A 17828-nucleotide genomic window follows, 5' to 3' on the forward strand; every position below is an offset into this window, starting at 1 on the left:
GGGGGCGGGGGGCGGGGGGGGGGGGGCCCGGCCGCCCCGCCCCCGGGGGGGGGGGGGGGGGGCGGGGGGGGGGGGGGGGGGGGGGGGGGGGGGGGGGGCCACCCCCCCCCCCCGCCCCGGTACGACACTCACACCCTGCCCGGCGTCGTCCGGGAGCCGTCGACCCGGCACCCGAGGTGGGCGGAGACCGAGACCACACCGTCGACGTTGTGGCACAGCCTTTCGATGATCGGGATCAAGCTGCTCGCCTCCACGGATCCGCGGAGGGTCACCTGCCCCTCATCCACCTCGACCGTCACGTCGGAGGGCGCGAGGCGCAGCGTCCGCTGCAGTACGTCCCGGACGATCTCGTCGCGGATGGCGTCGTCCCGGCGCAGGAAGATCCGGAGCAGGTCCCCGCGGCTGACGATGCCCTTGAGCCGGTCCGCCTCGTCGATGACGGGCAGCCGCTTGACGTTCCGCACGGCCATGAGACGTGCCGCCTCGACCACTGTCCACTCCGGACGGGCGCACACGGCGGGAGCCGACATCAGTTCCTCGGCCCTGGCACCCTCGGCCTTGGCTCGCTCCCACGCCTCCAGGTGCGGAACGGAGGTCCGGCTGAGCGTCTCGCTCTGGGCGGTGCACTTGCGCAACAGGTCCGCCTCGGACACCACGCCTAGGGGGTGGTCCAGCTCGTCCACCACGGGTACGGCGGTGATGTCGTTGTCCGCGAGCAGTTCGACGATCTCCTTGAAGGGGGTGTCGGGCCGGGCCCGGACGACGCCATGGGTCATCAGGTCGGCAACGGTTCGGTGCTGCATGTCGTCCTCCCTTCGCGGCGCGGGACAGCCGCTGGGGTCACAGGTCAAGCGTGTCAGGGGGCGGGTCGTCCGGAGGAGAGCCGTCCAGGACCTGTTCAGGGCCGGACGGCCTGCAGAGCGGGCCGTCCGGCCCCTCGGCCCCCACACCGGCGTGGACAGGAGGCGCTGACCCGCCTCGTCGGTCAGGCCCGCAGCCTGCAGCCGGGCCTCGCACCGTGGCTGCGTCCGTTCATCTTCGCCCTGCTGAACTGGTGTCTCGACGACGCCGCCGGTCCGGCCGGGTGCCTGTGGGCGCTGGGCATCGGCGTGCCCTGGCACGGGCTGCTGATCGTCTACCTCTTCACCCAGATCCCCGGCAGCCTGCGCCTGACGCCGGGCAGCCCCGGCGTCGTCGAGACGAGTCTGTCCGCGCTGCTCGTCCTGTACGGTCTGCCCTCGGGTCCGGCGATCGCGGCGACCCTCCTGCACCCGGCGATCAGCTTCTGGGCCCCGCAGCCCATCGGCTGGGCGTGCTGGCTCACCGTGACTCTCCGGCCCCACGCGTCGGGCGACGGCGACAGGCTGGCTCTCGCGGCACGGGTACCGTTCCCCGCGTGTCCTTCGAAGACAGGTTCCATCCGGTCAGTTCCGTTCCGGATCCGGGTTCTCCGCACTCGCCTGCGTCGCAGCAGCGCCCGGCGGCCGGGACGGCAGGCCGGCGAATGCCAGCGCGGCACCGGCGGCGGCGACCGCGGCGCCGACGGACAGGCCGAGGTCCATGCCGCTGACGAACGCGGAGCGGGCAAGCGCCGCGAGCAGTCGGCCGGACGTACCGCCCACCCGCTCGGCGAGTGCGAGCGCGCCGCCCAGGGAGCCGAGGACCCTGTCGGACAGGGCGCCCGGGAGGTGGTACGGCGCGATCGGCGGGCCCATACGGTTCTGGTAACGGGACGTCAGCAGGCTCCCGATCACGGCGACGCCGAGCGCGCCGCCCAACTGCACGGAGACACCGTTCGACGCCGAGCCCACACCGGTGTCGCCCGGCGGCAAGGTGCTCATCAGCGAGTCCAGCGATGCCGGAACCACCAGCCCAGCACCCAGGCCGAGCAGCAGCATGCCGGCGAGTACATCCCCGTAGGTGGAGGACACGTCCGCGCGCGACAGCTGCCACAGCCCGCCGGCGACCACCAGGAGGCCTGTGCCGACGACCACCTTGGTGCCCGCCGCCCGCACCAGTACGGGCGACAGCGGCGCGACCACCGCCAGGAGGCCGGCCACGGGCAGGATACGGACGCCCGTGGCCAGGGCCGAATAACCGAGGCTGAACTGCAGGTACTGGGTGAGCACGAACAACGCCCCGAACAGCCCGAACATCGCCAGGGCCACGGACGACGTGGCGAACGAGAAGCGGCGGTCGGCGAAGAACCGAAGGTTGAGCATGGGGTGGGTGGTGGTCCGCTCCCACAACGCGAAGCACACCAGCACCACCACTCCGGCCCCGCACGCGCCGAGCACGATCCCTGACGTCCAGCCACGCACCGGCGCTTCGATGATCCCCCACACCAGCAGCCCCAGGCCGGCGATCGACAGCACCGACCCGGCCGGATCCGGCCTTGTCGCCGCGGAGTTGCGGGACTCCGGCACCAGCAGCCGGGCGCACACCAGACCGGCCAGCGCGAAGGGGATGTTGACCCAGAAGACCGAGCCCCACCAGAAGTGTTCCAGCAGCAGGCCGCCCGCCACCGGGCCGATGGCGATGCCCAGCCCGCTGGTGGCGGCCCAGACACCGATCGCACGCCGGCGCTCACCGGGATCCCGGAAGACATCGGTGATGATCGACAGGGTGGCCGGCATCATCATCGCCGCGCCCATCCCCATGCCGGCCCGTGCCGCGATCAGCATCCCCACCGAGCCGGAGTACGCCGCCCACGCCGACGCGGCTCCGAACACCCCGAGGCCACCCGTGAAGACGCGCCGCCGTCCGAACCGGTCGGCACTGCTGCCGGCCACCAGCATCAGTCCGGCGAACACGAGGGCGTAGGCGTCAACGATCCACTGCAACTGGGTGGTCGTCGCACCGAGTTCCTTCACCAGCGTGGGCAGCGCCACGTTCAGAATGGTGTTGTCCAACGTCACGATCAGCAGCGACACACACAGCACCACGAGGGCGGTCCAACGACTCCTCGCGCCGCCCGCCCCGGGTGCCGGAGCTGCCTGCGGCATCTCACGCACATCAGTCATGACTCCATCGGGCACCTCACTCCGCTCGTCCGGACAGGTGCCGAACGTCCCGTGCGAGGGCCGTAAGGGACGCTTCCTGCAGTTCCGCGGCGGCCACCGCGATCTCCGCGCCCGGATCGTACGGCATCCGCGGTTCTGCTGTTCGGCCCTGGTCGAGGGGTCTGACGGCCCCTGTGCGGAGGCCGTAGTGCGCCAGAGCATGGGCATACGGCGCTCTCCCCGCGCCGTCGCAGGCCGTGGCACGACCTGTCACGTACATCCGGAGGTGAGGGGCAAGATGACCGTTCACAACGAGCTGGCGCACGCGAGGCACGCTCTGGAGGACCTCGTCCGGTCGGTGAGCCGGATGCAGAACTGCCTGGGCGACGGTCTGGACCTTCGCCGGGTGCAGGCGGACGCCGACCACCTGCGGGAGGACCTCGACCTGTTGGGACAGAGCGCGGCGGCCGGGGAACCCGCTGGGGTGCCCGCCCGGCCCGACGTCGTGTTCATTCCTCCCACACCGTACGACTCCTCGATGTGGGTCGGTTGCGAGGACGAGGGCATCGGCTCCCGCCACGGTCCCGAACAGCGCCGAGGCCCGGTCGGCAGGCTGTCTCGCCGGACACCAACGTGACGTAGGAGCACGGCGAAGGCCTTAAAGGCGCCGGACGCGGCGCCGCGTCCACCGACAACGACACAGGGCGGTGACCCCGGTTTCCGGGGTCACCGCCCTGTGCGTGAGAGTCAAGAGGGTGCCAATTCTCCATGGCTCGAACGGTGTTGACAGGGAACATATTGACATGACCATGCTGAACACAGCAGAGTGTCGGCGTCCTGACGCACGTCCCGCACCAGGTTCGGTCCGGCCGGCTCCGCCCGCCCCCTCACGGAGCGGACGTGTACGAGGCGTTCTTCCGCCCCCGCTCCGCGACGCACCCATGCCGGACGTGCCCCTTCTCGGAATGGGAACGGATCATGTCCCTGGCATCACTGCTCCACCGCCTGGCGAGACCCGGCCTGGTGACGGCGGGCCTCGCGGCCGGCGCGCTGGCCCTGTCGACGGGCACCGCGACCGCCGCGCCGACCCTCACCCGAATCAGCTCGGATCCGTACACCAACTCCACCAGCCAGCACGCCACCGAGGTCGAGCCGGACACCTTCTCCTACGGCTCCACGATCGTCTCCGCCTTCCAGGTCGGCCGGTTCACCGACGGCGGCGGCTCGAACGTCGGATTCGCGACATCCAAGGACGGTGGCGCCACCTGGACCAAGGGATTCCTGCCGGGGATCACCACGCAGGCGGGCGGCACCTTCCAACGGGTCAGCGACGCGTCCGTGGCCTACGACGCCAAGCACGATGTCTGGCTGATCTCCAGCATCCCCATCACCTCGTCCGTCACCGTGCCAGAGGTGTTCACCAGCCGCTCCACCGACGGCGGACTGACCTGGAGCAACCCCGTGGTCACCGCGACCGGATCAAGCCTCGACAAGAACTGGATCGTCTGCGACAACACCGCCACCAGCGCCTTCTACGGCAACTGCTACACCGAGTACGACAACAACGGTGACGGCGACCGCGTCAAGATGACCACCTCCTCCGACGGCGGCCTCACGTGGGGCGCGTCGAAGAACACCGGCAACAACGCCACCGGTCTCGGCGGCCAGCCCGTCGTACAGCCCAACGGCACCGTGGTCGTCCCGATCTCCAACGCCTCCGAGACGGCGATCCGCGCCTTCACCTCCACCAACGGCGGCGGTTCCTGGACCAACGCCACCACCGTGGCCACCGTCAGCACCTTCACCGTGCGCGGCAGTCTGCGCAGCGGCCCGCTGCCCTCCGCCGAGATCGACGCCGCCGGCAAGGTGTACGTGGTCTGGCAGGACTGCCGGTTCCGCGCGAGCGGGGGCTCCTGCACTTCCAACGACATCGTGATGGCGACCACCACCAACGGCACCACCTGGTCCCCGGTGACCCGCATCCCCATCGACGCGACGACCAGCACCGTCGACCACTTCATCCCCGGCCTCGCCGTCGATCCGGCCACGTCGGGCGGCACGGCGCACCTGGCGCTGACGTACTACTACCACCCGGTCGCCAACTGCACGGCCTCCACCTGCCAGTTGGACGTCGGCTACGTCTCCTCGACCAACGGCGGCAGCACCTGGACAGCGCCGACCCAGTTGGCCGGCCCGATGAGCCACTCCTGGCTGGCGAGCACCACGCAGGGCACCATGGTCGGCGACTACATCTCCACGTCCTTCTCCGGCGGCACGGCGCATCCCGTCTTCGCCGTGGCCTCGGCCCCCAGCGGGTCGGTCTTCAACGAGGCGATGTACTCGACGGCGTCGGGACTGACCGCGGCCGCCGGCACCGCCCCGGTCACGACCGCCACCGTCCGCGACAACGTCTTCTCGGCCCGCCTGGCCGCGATCGCCTACGCCCAGTGGCTGGCCAACGGCGGCACGGAGGGCGGCGAGGACAGCCCCTGATCCCGCACCACCACCCACACCACCTGGGCCTGCCCGGCGCGAACTGCCCGGACAGACCCAGGTGCGGTGCGGCGTCAGCAGATACGGGGGAGCTGCTCGCCCAGCGGCATGTCCACGATGCGTCGGGCGCCCACCAGGGTGCGCAGGGTCACCCGGCCACCCGCTCCTTCCGTCAGGACCTCGCCGATCCGCACCGCCTGCGCTCCTTCCGGCAGTGACCGCAGGCACGTCAGGGCGTCCTCGGCGGCGGAGGGGTCCACGAAGGCGACCATGCAGCCCTCGTTGGCGACGACCAGCGGATCGAGGCCGAGCAGATCGCAGGCCGAGGCCACCGCATCCGGCACCGGCACGGCGCTCTCCTCGATCTCGACGGCGACGGACGAGTCCCGGGCGATCTCGTTGAGGGCCGCGGCCAGGCCGCCCCGCGTGGGGTCGCGCAGGACGTGGACGGCGGCGCCGAGCGGCGCCAGGGTGTGGACGAGGCGGTGCAGCGGCCGGGTGTCGGAGGCGATGTCGCTCTCGAAGCCCAGCCCCTCGCGGGTGCTCAGTACGGTCGTGCCGTGCAGCCCGATCGGCCCGGACAGCAGGACCGCGTCGCCGGGACGGGCCGAGGCGGCGGACGGGGACAGGGCCGGATGGCGCTGCCCGACGCCGGTGGTGTTGACGAACAGCCGGTCGGCGGCGCCCCGTCCCACCACCTTGGTGTCACCCGTCACGACCGGAACCCCGGCCTCCGCGGCCGCCTTGCCCAACGAGTCCATGACGGCCCGCAGTTCGGCCAGTTCCAGGCCCTCCTCGATGATGAGGGACACGGACAGGGCGAGCGGCCGGGCACCCCGCATGGCCAGGTCGTTGACCGTCCCGTGGACGGCGAGGGAACCGATGTCGCCGCCGGGGAAGAACAGGGGGCTGACGACGAAGCTGTCCGTGCTCATCACCAGCTCCGGGTGGCCCGGCAGCAGCGCCGCGTCCTCCATCGGTCCCGGCGCACCGCCCAGCGCGGGCAGTACCAGCCGGTCCAGCAGCTCACCGGTGAGGCGGCCGCCGGCGCCGTGGCCGAGCAGCACGACCTCGTCCTCGTGGTTCGGCATGGGGCATCGGACGGTCATGGCGCGCTCCTCACGGCGGTGCGTCCGGCCGCGTGGAAGGCGGCACACGTGCCCTCGGACGACACCATGGGCGCGCCGAGGGGATGGCGGGGCGTGCAGCGGGTGCCGTAGGCCGCGCAGTCGGTCGGCAATCTGGCACCGGTGAGGATCGCGCCGGCGATGCAGTCGGCGTCCTCCACCGGGCACAGCCCGCTCACCTCGAAACGGCGGGCGGCGTCGAACGCGGCGAAGGCGTCGGCGAGTTCGAGGCCGCTGTCGGGCAGTGCCCCGATGCCGCGCCAGGCCCGGTCGGTGACCTGGAAGACCTCGCGGACCGCGTCCTGCGCCGCGGTGTTGCCCGAGCGGCGCACCGCCCGTACGTACTGGTTCTCCACCTCGGAGCGGCCGGACTCCAGTTGCCGTACCGCCATGAGGATGCCCTCCAGCAGGTCCAGCGGCTCGAAGCCGGTGACCACGACCGGTACCCGGTACCGGGCGGCGATCGGCTCGTACTCCCGCCAGCCCATCACCGCGCACACGTGCCCGGCCGCGAGGAACGCCTGGACCTCGCACTCCGGGTCGTCGAGCAGGGCGGTCATGGCGGGCGGCACCAGGACATGGCTGACGAGGAGGGAGAAGTTCCTCAGCCCGAGGTGGGCTGCGTGCAGGACCGCCATGGCGTTCGCGGGGGCGGTCGTCTCGAATCCGACTGCCAGGAAGACCACTTCACGGTCGGGGTGGGCGGCGGCCAGGCGTACGGCGTCCATCGGGGCGTACACCACGCGGACGTCGGCGCCGCGCGCCCGCAGCGACAGGAGGTCGGTGTCCGTGCCGGGCACCCGCAGCATGTCGCCGAAGCTGGTGAAGATCACGCCTGGCCGGGCAGCGATGGCCATGGCCCGGTCCAGGGTCTCCAGCGGGGTCACGCAGACCGGGCATCCGGGACCGTGGATCATGCGCATGCCGGCCGGCAGCAGTTCGTCGATGCCCTGCCGGACCAGGGTGTGGGTCTGGCCGCCGCACACCTCCATGATGCGCCAGGGGTGGGTGGCGGCCTCGTCCAGCTCGTCCAGCAGGCACCTGGCCAGCGCGGGGTCCCGGTACTCGTCGAGGTACTTCATCGGTGCGTCAGGTCCAGTCGGATGTCGACCACGCCCTCGACCGCCCGTACCGCGCGCGCCACCACGGGCACCAGCGTCCGATCGGGCAGGGCACCGCCCAGCGTGACCACACCCTCCTTGACGGAGACCGTCAGGGCGCCGGTGGTGACGGGCAGCTGGGACAGGATGACGTGCCGGATCTCGTCGGCGATCTCCTCGTCCTCCCGCAGGAAGACCTTGAGCAGATCGCTACGACTGACCACGCCCTGCAGAATGCCCACACCGTCGACCACGGGCAGCCGCTTGACGTGCCGGCGTGCCATGATCCGGGCGGCCTCGGCGAGTGAGGCATCCGCGTGCACGGTCACCACGGGCGTGCTCATCAACTCGCCCGCGGTCACGGCGCCTGCCTTGGTCCGCTCGGCCGGGTCGCCCTCCTCGGTGTCCCGGAACTCCTCCTTGGCCAGCAGGTCCGCCTCGGACACCACCCCGACGACCCGGCCCTCGCCCTCCAGCACGGGCAGGGCGCTGACCTTCCACTGGTCGATCAGCTCGACGATCTCCTTGAAGGGCGCGTCACGCCCGACGGCGATGACGGTCTGGGTCATCACATCGCTCACGGTGAACGGGGATTCAGGCATCGCAGCCTCCCGAGGTCTCGTCCGGGATCGCTCCCGAGGTGCGGACTATCTTGAGGTCGAGGAAGTGGGTGGAGCACGAGATGCACGGGTCGTGGTTGCGGATCGCCCGTTCGCACAGGGCCGTCAACGCGTCGTCTCCCGGGTCCTGTTCACCGATCGCCCGCTGGGCGAGGCGGAGCAGGTCGTCCTCGATCGCGCCCTGGTTCTGTGCGGTGGGCGGCACCATGAGGGCGCTCGCCACCGTGCCCTCGGCGGTCAGTTCGTAGCGGTGGTAGAGCATGCCACGCGGCGCCTCGGTGGCGCCGTGACCGACCCCGGCGACCGGCGGCACGTCGACGTACGGGCGCGCGGGCGGCTCGTATCCGTCGATGATCCGCAGCGCTTCCTCGACGGCGTACAACGTCTCCACCGCCCGCACCAGGATGGACCGGTACGGGTTGCGGCACACGGCACCCTCGCGCGGATCGCCGAGCCCCGCCTCGATCGCCGCCTCGATCGCGACCGGCGACAGCTTCCGCCCGTTGATCGCGAACCGGGCCAGCGACCCGGTCAGATGCAGCCGGCCGTCGAGCCGCGAGTGCAGAGCGGTCGAGTGAGGTACATGGATCTCCCGCACCCGGTCGGTGAACTCGCCGACCGGGAAGGACTCGGTGCCGCCGTCGGCACGCAGCACGGTCGGCGTGCCGCTCTCGATCGCGTACGTGTCGGGGGCGGCCAGCGCGAACAGGTCGGCAGCCGTGTGGGCGAAGGGGAACTCGAAACCGGCCACCCAGCGCACCGTGGCCCACGCGTCGTCCAGCGCCCGCTTCAACTCCTCGCGCAGCGGCCGCAGTTCCTCATGGGTGGGCGCCCGGTGGAAGCCGCCGAGGCGGACGTTGACCGGGTGCACCGCCCGCCCGCCGAGCAGCTCCATCAGCGAGTTGCCCGCCTTCTTCAGCCGCAGCCCCCGTTCCACCTCGATCCGGTGCGTGCGGGCCAGGTCGATCGCGCTGGGGCGGCCCAGGAAGTCCGGGGCGTGCAGCAGATAGATATGCAGGGCCTGGCTCTCGATCCACTCACCGCAGTACAGCAGCCGCCGCAGATCGCGGATCACTGGATCGACCGTCACCCCGCACGCGTCCTCGATCGCCGCGCAGGCGCTCATCTGGTACGCCACCGGGCAGATGCCGCACACCCGCGCCGTGATGTCGGGCGGCTCGGTGTAGGAGCGTCCGCGCAGGAACGCCTCGAAGAACCGGGGCGGTTCGTAGATCTCCAGCCGGGCCGTGGTGACCGTGCCGTCGTGGACGTGCAGGCTCAGCGCGCCCTCGCCCTCGACCCGGGAGAGCGAGCCGACGTGCAGCACACGGGATCCGCGGTGGGTCACGACTTGAGCTCCTTGTCGAAGGCGGCGGCGTTGAAGGTGTGCAGGAAGCGGACGATGGCGTTGTCGTCCATCCCGTCGCTGCGCAGCACCGGTATGAGAGCAGGCAGGTTGACCGACCCGGACGGGCCGAAGCAGCCGAAGCATCCGCGCCGGTACGCGGGACACAGCGCCCCGCACCCGGCATGCGTGACCGGGCCCAGGCACGGCTTGCCCTCGGCGACCGTGACACAGACCGTGCCGCGCCGCTTGCACTCGAAGCACACGCTGTGGTTCGGCACGTCCGGCTTGCGCCCGGCGAGGAAGGCGGTGATCACTTCGATGAGCTGCCGCTTGTCGACGGGACAGCCGCGCAGCTCGAAGTCGACGTCCACATGGGCCGAGACCGGGGTGGAGGTGGCGAGCGTGGAGATGTACTCGGGGTGGGCATAGACCACGCGCCGGAACTCGTCCACGTCCGCGAAGTTGCGCAGGGCCTGGATGCCGCCGGCCGTCGCGCACGCCCCGATCGTCACCAGGTGACGGGAGGCGGCACGGATCGCGCGAATGCGTTCGGCATCCTGGGCCGTGGTGATGGAACCCTCGACGAGACAGAGGTCGTACGGGCCGGGTCGGACGGTGCTGGTGGCCTCCAGGAAGTGGGCGATCTCCACCGTGCCCGCCAGGGCGAGGAGTTCGTCCTCGCAGTCCAGCAGGGTGAGCTGGCAGCCGTCGCAGGAGGCCAGTTTGAACACGGCGAGCTTGGGGGCACTCATCTCACAACTCCCTTACCGACAGAAGGGGTTGAGCTTCGTCCCAGCCCACGACCGGCCCGTCCCGGCACACCAGCAGCGGGCCGAGCTGGCAGTGACCGCAGTGCCCGGTCGCACAGCGCATGTTCCGTTCCAGCGAGACCCGGATCCGCTCCGGAGGCACCCCGCGCTGCGCGAGCTCCCGGGCCGTGGCGCGGATCATCGGCTCGGGACCGCACACGAACGCCCAGGTACGGTCGGGGTCGAAAGGCGCCCGGCCGAGCAACTGGGTGACCACCCCGACATCCCCGTGCCAGTCCGTGTCGGGCCAGTCCACGGTCACCCCGGTGTACGCCGTGGCCCACTGCTCCAGCTCCTTGCGGGAGATCAGGTCGGCCGGGGTCCGCGCGCCGACGAGTACGCTCACCCGCCCGTACGACCCGGGATCGGCCAGCACTTCGAGGACCAGTGGCCGCAGCGGGGCCAATCCGATGCCGCCCGCCACCACCAACACGTCCTGCCCATGCGCCCGTTCGAGTTCCCAGCTCGTTCCGTACGGGCCCCGCAGCCCGACCACGTCACCCACACGCGCCGCGCACAGCCCGTCGGAGACAGCGCCCACGCTGCGGATCGTGTGCGCGAGCCCGCCGGTGCCCTGCACGGAGCTCACCGACAGCGGAATCTCCCCGCGTCCGAAGCAGTGCACCATCGCGAACTGCCCCGGCGTGAACTCCGCCAGCGCCTCGCCGACCGGCTCCAGCCGCAGCGTGACCGTCTCCGCGGTCTCCCGGCGCCGGTCGACCACGAGATGGGGGACGGGTACGGCGGTCATTCGACACCACCGCTCAGGAAGACGGCCGGGGAGCCGTACAGGTCGACGAGCCGGGCGCGCGCCGCGTTCAGCCGGTGGGAGAGCACCCGGCCCACCCAGTGGCCGACCGCACGGCCGAACTCGGCGTCGTCGTCGCACATCAGACGCACCGCGACCGCGTCGAACTCGTACGCCCGCACCCGTGTCGTCGCCACCGCGCCCAGCTGCCAGACGTACGGCTCGAACAGCCAGGACCAGCCCACGAGGTCACCCGTGCCGAGGGTCTCGATCACGGGCGTGCGATGGCCCGGGACATGCATGTCGAGGGCGACCGTGCCGTCGCGGACGATCCAGAACCGGTCGGCCCGCCCGCCCTCCTCGAAGAGCCGGGTGTCCGGTTTCAGGTCGACCTCGCGGGCGACGCGCAGCAGCCGTTCCCGGTGCTCGACGGGCATCGCGTGTTCCAGGCGCAGGGTGATCGAGGGGGTCATCGCTCCGTCTCCGATTCGGTGTGCAGCGCGGCGACTTCCTCGGTGATGTCGATCCCGACCGGGCACCAGGCGATGCACCGGCCGCAGCCGACGCAGCCCGAGCTGCCGAACTGGTCGTGCCAGGTGGAGAGTTTGTGGGTGAGCCACTGCCGGTAGCGGGACTTGCCCGAGGAGCGGACCGGGCCTTCGTGAAGGTAGGAGAAGTCCAGGTCGAAGCAGGAGTCCCAGCGCTGCCAGCGTTCGGTGTGGTCGCCCGTGAGGTCGGTGACCTCCTCGGTGGTGACGCAGAAGCAGGTGGGGCAGACCATCGTGCAGTTTCCGCAGGTCAGGCATCGATCGGCGACGTCGTCCCAGCGTTCGGCGTCCAGACTCGCGCCCATCAGCGCCTGCAGGTCGACGGGCGGCAGCGAGCGCCCCATGCTCTCGCGCGCCGCGTCGACCGAGGTACGGGCGGCGGTCTCGGTGGCCGTGTCGGCGCCGTGGTGCGGTACCCGGTCCAGCAGCCGGGCGCCCTCCTCGCTGCCGACGCGCGCCAGGAAGCGGTGCCCGTCGCCGTCCACCACCTCGGTCAGCGCCAGGTCGTAACCCGGGTCGGCGGCGGGCCCACCCCCGGTGGACACGCAGAAGCAGGTCGCGCCGGGCTCCACGCACTCGACGGCGATCAACAGCGCCCGCCGCCGGCGCGCCCCGTACCCGGAGTCCTCGAACCGGCCGCCGGTCAGCACCCGGTCCTGGATGGCGATGGCCCGCAGATCACACGGCCGCACGCCGAGGAAGGCGTAGTCGGGGGCGTCCGGTTCCTCGCCGGTGAAGGACACGTCACCCTCCGGCGTCCGATCGGCGCTCCACAGCCGTTGCCGCGCCGGATGCAGGAAGTTCTTCCAGGACTGGGGTCCCGCGCTGTGCGCGAAGGCCGCCCCGTCCTCGCGCCGCACCAGCCGGTACCGCCCGGCCTCCAGCTCGACGCCCCACCCGAACGGCAGCGCGTCGGCCGACGTCAGCTCCGCCAGCACGATCGCCCCGTCCCGCACGGTCGGCCCGACGACGGTGCGCCCCTGCTCGACCAGAGCCGTGACCAAGGCGTCCAACCCGTCCCGGTCGAGCACGGCAGACGCTGTGGTGACGCTCATACGGTCCTCCTCGTCCGGGCTGATCGTGCTCGTCCACCCTCAGCTTCCGTCGCGTCCTCCGCCACAGGCATGGGCCGACCGGCCCTGGGAGCGGAGTCGACCGGATCCCATGGCGACACGCCGGCTACGGCAGCGGTTCACCCAGCTCGCCCTCGACCGCCCCGGCCATCGCCCGCAGCACGCCGAGGGTCCGCTCGGCCTCCACCTCGTCGACCAGGGTGATCGCGAAGCCCACGTGGACGATGACGTACGACCCCACGTCCGCCTCGGGCGTGCAGCTCAGGCACACCTCCCGCCGTATCCCCCCGAAGTCGACGGTCGCCATGCGCAGCCCGGCGTCGTCGTGGACCTCCGTCACCCGCCCCGGAATGCCAAGACACATCCCCGCTCACTCCTCCCCGGCCAGCCGCGCCGCCGCGACCGCCGCCTGCCCGTAGCTGACACCGCCGTCACCGACGGGGACCTGACCGCCGACGAACACCCGCAGCCCCTGCGCGTGCAGCCGCCGCCGCACCTCGGTCAGCAGCCGCCGGTTGACGAAGCAGCCCCCGCCGAGGCACACCGTGCGCGGCGCGCCCTCGGCCACGGCCCGCGCGGCGAGATCCGCCGTGACGATCGCGACCGTCGTATGGAAGGCCGCCGCCAGCCGGGCCACCGACTCACCACCGAGCTGCCGCGTCAGCAGATCGACCAGCGTCGGCGTGGGGTCGTAAACCCACAATCCCTGCGTCCGCACGACCCGGTGGCCGAGCGGCACCGCGTGCTCGTCACCCGCCGCCGCTTCGAGCAGAACGGCCGCCTCGCCCTCGTAACTCACCCGGTCGGCGAGCCCGAGCAGCGCGGCGACCGTGTCGAAGAGCCGTCCGGCGCTGGAGGCGCGCGGGCAGTTGACGTCCCGGGCCACCATGGCCCGCACGGTGACCACCTCGCGTGGATCGAGGCGTTCGGTGAAGTGCCGGGTGAGCCACGGGTAGGGCCGCGGGGAGCCCAGGGTCTCGCTGCCGAGCAGCCGGCCGAGCGCCGCACGGGAGGGATGCCGCACCGCCGCGTCCCCGCCCGGCAGGGGCGCGGTGGCGAACCGGCCCACCCGGCGGTAGCCGCTCAGCGTCGCGAGGAGGATCTCACCGCCCCACAAGGTGCCGTCGTCGCCCAGCCCCAGCCCGTCGTAGGCGATCCCGAGGAACGCTCCCCGCACCCCGTGCTCGGCCGCGCAGGCGGCCACGTGCGCGTGATGATGCTGCACCGCCGTCCGCCGCACCGGCTGGGCCTCGGCCCACTGCGTGGACAGATAACCGGGGTGCAGGTCGTGGGCGACGACACGCGGCTCGATCCCGGTCAGCCGGCGCAGATGGTCGTACGACGCGAGGAACGCCTCGTACGTCGTCGGGTCGGACAGGTCGCCGGTGTGCGGGCCGAGGTGGGCGCGGCCGTCGGCGGCCAGGGTGAAGGTGTGCTTGAGCTGCGCCCCGGCCCCGGCAACCGGCACGCGGACCGCCATCGGCACCGGTGCGGGGGCCAGCCCGCGGGCCCGCCGGACGGTGATGCGGGTCCGGCCGGTGAACTGGACCACCGAGTCGTCGTAGCGGGAGTGGATCTCCCGGTCGTGGGTGAGGAACCCGTCCGCGACCCCTGCCAGGGAGCGGCGGGCCTCGTCGTCGTTCACGGCGATCGGCTCGTCGCTGAGGTTGCCGCTGGTGACGACGAGGGGCCGGGCGAGTTCGTCCAGCAGGAGGTGGTGCAGTCCGGTGGTGGGCAGGAACAGGCCGACGCGGGTGAGACCGGGGTGCACCTCCCGGGCCAGCGGGTCCGGGGCACGCCCCCGGCCCCGGGCCAGCAGCACCACCGGGCGTTCCGGGGAGCTCAGCGCCTGCTCCTCGGTGGCGCCGACGCGGGCCAGTCGGGACGCGGTCCGCACATCGGCCACCATCACGGCGAACGGTTTCGTCGGACGGTGCTTTCGGCGGCGCAGTTCCTCGACCGCCCGCGAGTCGCCGGCGTCGCACAGCAGTTGGTAACCGCCCAGTCCCTTGAGCGCGACGATCCCGCCCCCGTCGACGGTCTTCACGGCGGCGCGCAGTGCGTCTTCGCCGCGCAGGTCCTCCCAGGCCGGTCGCGGCCCGCAGGCGGGGCAGGCGACGGGCTCGGCGTGGAAGCGGCGGTCGGCCGGGTCGTTGTACTCGGCGGCGCAGGCGGAGCACAGCGGGAAGCGGCGCATGGTGGTGCGGACACGGTCGTAGGGGAGGTCCTCGATGATCGTGGCGCGCGGTCCGCAGTCCGTGCAGTTGATGAACGGGTAGCGGTAGCGGCGGTCGCGCGGGTCGCGCAGTTCGCGCAGGCAGGCGTCACAGATGGCCGCGTCGGGCGGGATCTCGCGAACCGTCGTGTCGGGGTCGGCGGGCGCGCTGTGCCGGACCCGGAAGCCGGTGCCGACGTCGACCGGCGCGGTCACGGTCAGCCGGACCCGGCGCACCCGGGCCAGCGCCGGCGCGTCCGCGCGCAGCCGGAGCGCGAACTCGGCGACGGCCCGCGGGGGCCCGGCGACCTCGCCCTCCACGTGTCCGTTGACGTTGGCCACCCAGCCGTCCAGACCGAGCGAGGAGGCGGTGCGGTAGACGAACGGCCGGAAGCCGACGCCCTGGACGATCCCCTCGACATGGAAGCGCCGTACGGTCATGGCCGCCTCCGGGCCACCACGTCCGGGCGTCGCGCGATCTCGCCCGCGACGGCCTCGGCCAACGGCTCCACGGCGGCTTCGACGGCGGGGGAGAGGCCGGTGCCGAAGCCGCCGTCGGCCCCCTCCACCGCGTAGACCACGAGCCGCTCGGGCAACAGGCCCAGGACGCGGGCCAGTTCCACCGCCTCACCGAGCCCCAGCCCGTGCGAGCTGGTGGCGGACGCCGGGGCGACGACGCCCGCGTCCAGTTCGAGACGGTGCACCCGCCCGGGGGTGCCTGGATGCGCGTGGGCGGCGTCCACGACCACGGCGAGGGCCGCGCCCTCCCACAGGCCGATCAGCCGGCCTGGATCACCGTCACAGGTGGCCAGCACGGTGTCCGGCGGCAGTGGCCGGTCCTCGGCGCGCCGGCGCAGCCGGGCGATCACGGCCCAGCCCACGCCGTCGTCGCGCCGGAACTCGTTCCCGACACCGATGACCGCGATCCGCGTACGGCTCCTCATGCTCCTCACCGTGGGCCCCACAGGGCGAAGGTCACATGGGCCGAACGGCCTGACCGGAGGGGCCGATCCTCCCCGCGTCCGGTCCGCGAACAGCCTGGCCCGGAGGCTCAGGTCAGGGCGCCGGCACCAGGGCGACCGGGCACCGAACCACCTCGAGCACGCCGAGAGCGGTGTCGCCCGTGCGGCGGCCGACCACCACCAGCCCCGAGGTGCCGGCCGCGTGGACGAGTGCCTCGGCGGGCTGGAGCAGGACGACATCCTCCAGGACACCGACGTCGGGGTACTTGCCCCGCCACGGGCGCAGAACGTCGGACAGGGCCTGCACCTCCTGGTCCTCCCAGGTGGCACGGTCCTCCTCGAGGACCGGCAGCGGCGACCGCTCGGCTGCCTGCGCGGGCAGTCGCCAGGCATGCACCACGCGCAGCAGCACTCCGCGCAGACGGGCTTCCTCGAAGGCGAACCCGAGCACGCCGCTCGCCGGATTGCGGGCGTCGAGACCGACGGTCACGGTCTCGGGGAGGCGGTACGGCGTCGACGGCACGACCACGACCGGAGCCGTCAGGGGCGCGGGAAGCCGAAGCCGCCGGTCCAGACCGAGCACGATCAACTCGGCGTCCGGGTAGGTGCGATCACTCGACGGCGGGCCCTGCTCCAACCGCAGCGGCAGCGCGCGCAGCGCGGCCTCCCGTTCGGCCCAGTCGGCCGCGGCCCGGCCCTGCGCCGACTCGTCGACAAAGGCGATGATCACTCGCTCCATGGTGTGCCGCCTTCCGGGCCGGGATCTCCACTGTGCGCCGAAGTCGGCCAGGGACGCAGGGCCGAACGGACCCGCTCACAGACCTGGCGGCCCATACCCGCCGGTAGGCGGCGGGCCCACGCTGGCAGCGAGGAGCAGATCGAGCGCAGGAGGTGCGCAGCATGCTTCCACCGGTCATCGCCGCGGTCGACGGATCCGCCGAGAGCCTCGCCGCGGCGGAGTGGGCCGCCCGTGAGGCGGTCCGCCGTGAGCGGCCCTTGCGTCTGGTGCACGTCTGGAACTGGCATCCGCGTCAGGACGAGGGGGAACCCGCAACAGCCGCCCAACGGCACCTGGCGCGCCGCGCGCTGCGGCAGGCCGAGGATCGCGTCCGCCATGCCTGCCCGGGGGCCCGTGTCGAGGAGGAGCAGGTGGAGGGGCCCGCGACCGCCGCGCTGCTGAAGGCGGCCGAGCAGACCGGCCTCCTCGTGCTGGGCTCCCGCGGACTGAGTGGCCTCACCGGTCTCCTGGTCGGGTCCGTCGCCCTGGGCGTGGTCGCCCGGGCCGCCTGTCCCGTCGTCCTCGTCCGGGCGGACGAGGAGGCGGCAGACGAGCGTCTGCCTGGGGGCACCGGCGTCAGGGACGTCGTGCTCGGCATCGATCTGGCCACCCCCTGCGACGAGGTGATCGAGTTCGCCTTCGATGCGGCCCGCCTGCGCGGCGCGCGCCTGCGGGCCGTGCACGCCTGGCAGCCGCCGTCCCCGATCGGGCTCGGCGCCGGCGACATCGGTCTGGTGGCAGGCCGAGAGCGGGCCGAGGAGTGGCTCGGCTTCCTGAGTGCCGTGCTGCAGGTGTGGCGCGAGAAGTATCCCGGCGTCGAGGTCGTCGAGACGGTGACCGAGGGCCGGGCCCGGTCCGCGCTGCTGCGGGCCGCCTCCGGGGCGAGCCTGCTCGTCGTCGGTCGTCGTGTCACCGACCGGTCCAACGGACCGCGCACCGGTCCCGTCACCCACGCCGCCATCCACCACGTCGGCTGCCCCGTGGCCGTCGTACCCCACGACTGAG

The 17828-nt window shown here is 72.4% G+C and carries 17 protein-coding genes and 1 pseudogene; 4 read left to right on the forward strand and 14 right to left on the reverse strand.

Annotation, left to right across the window (positions count from 1 at the left end; all coding sequences use genetic code 11):
- Positions 1 to 128: 128 nt before the first annotated feature.
- Positions 129 to 803: a CBS domain-containing protein gene (locus tag ACIRVK_RS39360; protein ID WP_404255935.1), complete on the reverse strand. Its 675-nt coding sequence runs from the start codon at positions 801 to 803 to the stop codon at positions 129 to 131.
- Between ACIRVK_RS39360 and ACIRVK_RS39365 the strand changes: the two are divergent.
- Positions 768 to 1238, forward strand: a pseudogene (locus tag ACIRVK_RS39365) (hypothetical protein); the annotation flags it as partial. The gene ACIRVK_RS39360 and the pseudogene ACIRVK_RS39365 sit on opposite strands and share 36 nt — an antisense overlap.
- Before the next feature lie 186 nt (positions 1239 to 1424).
- On the opposite strand, the gene ACIRVK_RS39370 reads toward ACIRVK_RS39365, so the two are convergent.
- A complete protein-coding gene (locus ACIRVK_RS39370; protein WP_404255937.1) occupies positions 1425 to 3023 on the reverse strand; it encodes an MFS transporter in 1599 nt (532 codons plus the stop codon).
- Between the two features lie 277 nt (positions 3024 to 3300).
- On the opposite strand from ACIRVK_RS39370, the gene ACIRVK_RS39375 reads away from it, so the two are divergent.
- Positions 3301 to 3639, forward strand: coding sequence for a hypothetical protein (locus tag ACIRVK_RS39375; protein ID WP_404255939.1), 339 nt, complete (start codon positions 3301 to 3303; stop codon positions 3637 to 3639).
- Positions 3640 to 3980: 341 nt separating this feature from the next.
- Positions 3981 to 5495, forward strand: a complete 1515-nt coding sequence (locus ACIRVK_RS39380) for a sialidase family protein (RefSeq protein WP_404255941.1) — start codon at positions 3981 to 3983, stop codon at positions 5493 to 5495.
- A 74-nt stretch (positions 5496 to 5569) separates the two neighbouring features.
- Here the strand turns inward: ACIRVK_RS39380 and hypE are convergent, their stop codons facing one another.
- The 12 genes from hypE to ACIRVK_RS39440 form a co-directional block, all read right to left on the reverse strand.
- A complete protein-coding gene (gene hypE, locus ACIRVK_RS39385) occupies positions 5570 to 6604 on the reverse strand; it encodes a hydrogenase expression/formation protein HypE (protein WP_404255943.1) in 1035 nt (344 codons plus the stop codon).
- Entirely contained in the window at positions 6601 to 7704 is a 1104-nt protein-coding gene (hypD, locus tag ACIRVK_RS39390; RefSeq protein WP_404255945.1) for a hydrogenase formation protein HypD, read from the reverse strand. Before hypD ends, hypE begins: the two co-directional genes overlap by 4 nt.
- Positions 7701 to 8324: a CBS domain-containing protein gene (locus ACIRVK_RS39395; protein WP_404255947.1), complete on the reverse strand. Its 624-nt coding sequence runs from the start codon at positions 8322 to 8324 to the stop codon at positions 7701 to 7703. The genes hypD and ACIRVK_RS39395 overlap by 4 nt, the downstream gene beginning before the upstream one ends.
- Positions 8317 to 9690, reverse strand: a complete 1374-nt coding sequence (locus tag ACIRVK_RS39400) for a Ni/Fe hydrogenase subunit alpha (protein ID WP_404255949.1) — start codon at positions 9688 to 9690, stop codon at positions 8317 to 8319. The genes ACIRVK_RS39395 and ACIRVK_RS39400 overlap by 8 nt, the downstream gene beginning before the upstream one ends.
- Positions 9687 to 10442: an oxidoreductase gene (locus ACIRVK_RS39405; protein WP_404255951.1), complete on the reverse strand. Its 756-nt coding sequence runs from the start codon at positions 10440 to 10442 to the stop codon at positions 9687 to 9689. Before ACIRVK_RS39405 ends, ACIRVK_RS39400 begins: the two co-directional genes overlap by 4 nt.
- Position 10443: 1 nt before the next feature.
- Positions 10444 to 11250, reverse strand: a complete 807-nt coding sequence (locus ACIRVK_RS39410; protein WP_404255953.1) for an FAD/NAD(P)-binding protein — start codon at positions 11248 to 11250, stop codon at positions 10444 to 10446.
- Positions 11247 to 11720, reverse strand: coding sequence for a Crp/Fnr family transcriptional regulator (locus ACIRVK_RS39415; protein WP_404255955.1), 474 nt, complete (start codon positions 11718 to 11720; stop codon positions 11247 to 11249). The genes ACIRVK_RS39410 and ACIRVK_RS39415 overlap by 4 nt, the downstream gene beginning before the upstream one ends.
- Complete coding sequence (locus tag ACIRVK_RS39420) at positions 11717 to 12850, reverse strand: 4Fe-4S dicluster domain-containing protein (protein ID WP_404255957.1); 1134 nt, start codon at positions 12848 to 12850, stop codon at positions 11717 to 11719. Before ACIRVK_RS39420 ends, ACIRVK_RS39415 begins: the two co-directional genes overlap by 4 nt.
- 124 nt (positions 12851 to 12974) lie before the next feature.
- Positions 12975 to 13232: a HypC/HybG/HupF family hydrogenase formation chaperone gene (locus tag ACIRVK_RS39425; RefSeq protein ID WP_404255959.1), complete on the reverse strand. Its 258-nt coding sequence runs from the start codon at positions 13230 to 13232 to the stop codon at positions 12975 to 12977.
- 6 nt (positions 13233 to 13238) lie between these two features.
- Positions 13239 to 15524 (reverse strand): carbamoyltransferase HypF, encoded by a 2286-nt coding sequence (gene hypF, locus ACIRVK_RS39430; protein ID WP_404255961.1) that lies wholly within the window; start codon positions 15522 to 15524, stop codon positions 13239 to 13241.
- Positions 15521 to 16027 (reverse strand): hydrogenase maturation protease, encoded by a 507-nt coding sequence (locus ACIRVK_RS39435; RefSeq protein ID WP_404255963.1) that lies wholly within the window; start codon positions 16025 to 16027, stop codon positions 15521 to 15523. Before ACIRVK_RS39435 ends, hypF begins: the two co-directional genes overlap by 4 nt.
- A gap of 112 nt (positions 16028 to 16139) precedes the next feature.
- Positions 16140 to 16784, reverse strand: coding sequence for a universal stress protein (locus ACIRVK_RS39440; protein ID WP_404255965.1), 645 nt, complete (start codon positions 16782 to 16784; stop codon positions 16140 to 16142).
- A 161-nt stretch (positions 16785 to 16945) separates the two neighbouring features.
- Between ACIRVK_RS39440 and ACIRVK_RS39445 the strand changes: the two genes are divergently transcribed.
- Positions 16946 to 17827, forward strand: coding sequence for a universal stress protein (locus ACIRVK_RS39445; RefSeq protein ID WP_404255967.1), 882 nt, complete (start codon positions 16946 to 16948; stop codon positions 17825 to 17827).
- Position 17828: the final 1 nt, after the last annotated feature.

Source organism: Streptomyces sp. NPDC101152, assembly GCF_044768275.1.
Classification (GTDB): domain Bacteria; phylum Actinomycetota; class Actinomycetes; order Streptomycetales; family Streptomycetaceae; genus Streptomyces.

Coding starts and splice junctions, on each gene's coding strand:
- ACIRVK_RS39370 (WP_404255937.1), bottom strand. CDS start 3,023: ATGACTGATGTGCGTGAGATGCCGCAGGCAGCTCCGGCACCCGGGGCG.
- hypD (WP_404255945.1), bottom strand. CDS start 7,704: ATGAAGTACCTCGACGAGTACCGGGACCCCGCGCTGGCCAGGTGCCTG.
- hypE (WP_404255943.1), bottom strand. CDS start 6,604: ATGACCGTCCGATGCCCCATGCCGAACCACGAGGACGAGGTCGTGCTG.
- ACIRVK_RS39405 (WP_404255951.1), bottom strand. CDS start 10,442: ATGAGTGCCCCCAAGCTCGCCGTGTTCAAACTGGCCTCCTGCGACGGC.
- ACIRVK_RS39410 (WP_404255953.1), bottom strand. CDS start 11,250: ATGACCGCCGTACCCGTCCCCCATCTCGTGGTCGACCGGCGCCGGGAG.
- ACIRVK_RS39415 (WP_404255955.1), bottom strand. CDS start 11,720: ATGACCCCCTCGATCACCCTGCGCCTGGAACACGCGATGCCCGTCGAG.
- ACIRVK_RS39425 (WP_404255959.1), bottom strand. CDS start 13,232: ATGTGTCTTGGCATTCCGGGGCGGGTGACGGAGGTCCACGACGACGCC.
- ACIRVK_RS39380 (WP_404255941.1), top strand. CDS start 3,981: ATGTCCCTGGCATCACTGCTCCACCGCCTGGCGAGACCCGGCCTGGTG.
- ACIRVK_RS39440 (WP_404255965.1), bottom strand. CDS start 16,784: ATGGAGCGAGTGATCATCGCCTTTGTCGACGAGTCGGCGCAGGGCCGG.
- ACIRVK_RS39360 (WP_404255935.1), bottom strand. CDS start 803: ATGCAGCACCGAACCGTTGCCGACCTGATGACCCATGGCGTCGTCCGG.
- ACIRVK_RS39435 (WP_404255963.1), bottom strand. CDS start 16,027: ATGAGGAGCCGTACGCGGATCGCGGTCATCGGTGTCGGGAACGAGTTC.
- hypF (WP_404255961.1), bottom strand. CDS start 15,524: ATGACCGTACGGCGCTTCCATGTCGAGGGGATCGTCCAGGGCGTCGGC.
- ACIRVK_RS39445 (WP_404255967.1), top strand. CDS start 16,946: ATGCTTCCACCGGTCATCGCCGCGGTCGACGGATCCGCCGAGAGCCTC.
- ACIRVK_RS39395 (WP_404255947.1), bottom strand. CDS start 8,324: ATGCCTGAATCCCCGTTCACCGTGAGCGATGTGATGACCCAGACCGTC.
- ACIRVK_RS39375 (WP_404255939.1), top strand. CDS start 3,301: ATGACCGTTCACAACGAGCTGGCGCACGCGAGGCACGCTCTGGAGGAC.
- ACIRVK_RS39420 (WP_404255957.1), bottom strand. CDS start 12,850: ATGAGCGTCACCACAGCGTCTGCCGTGCTCGACCGGGACGGGTTGGAC.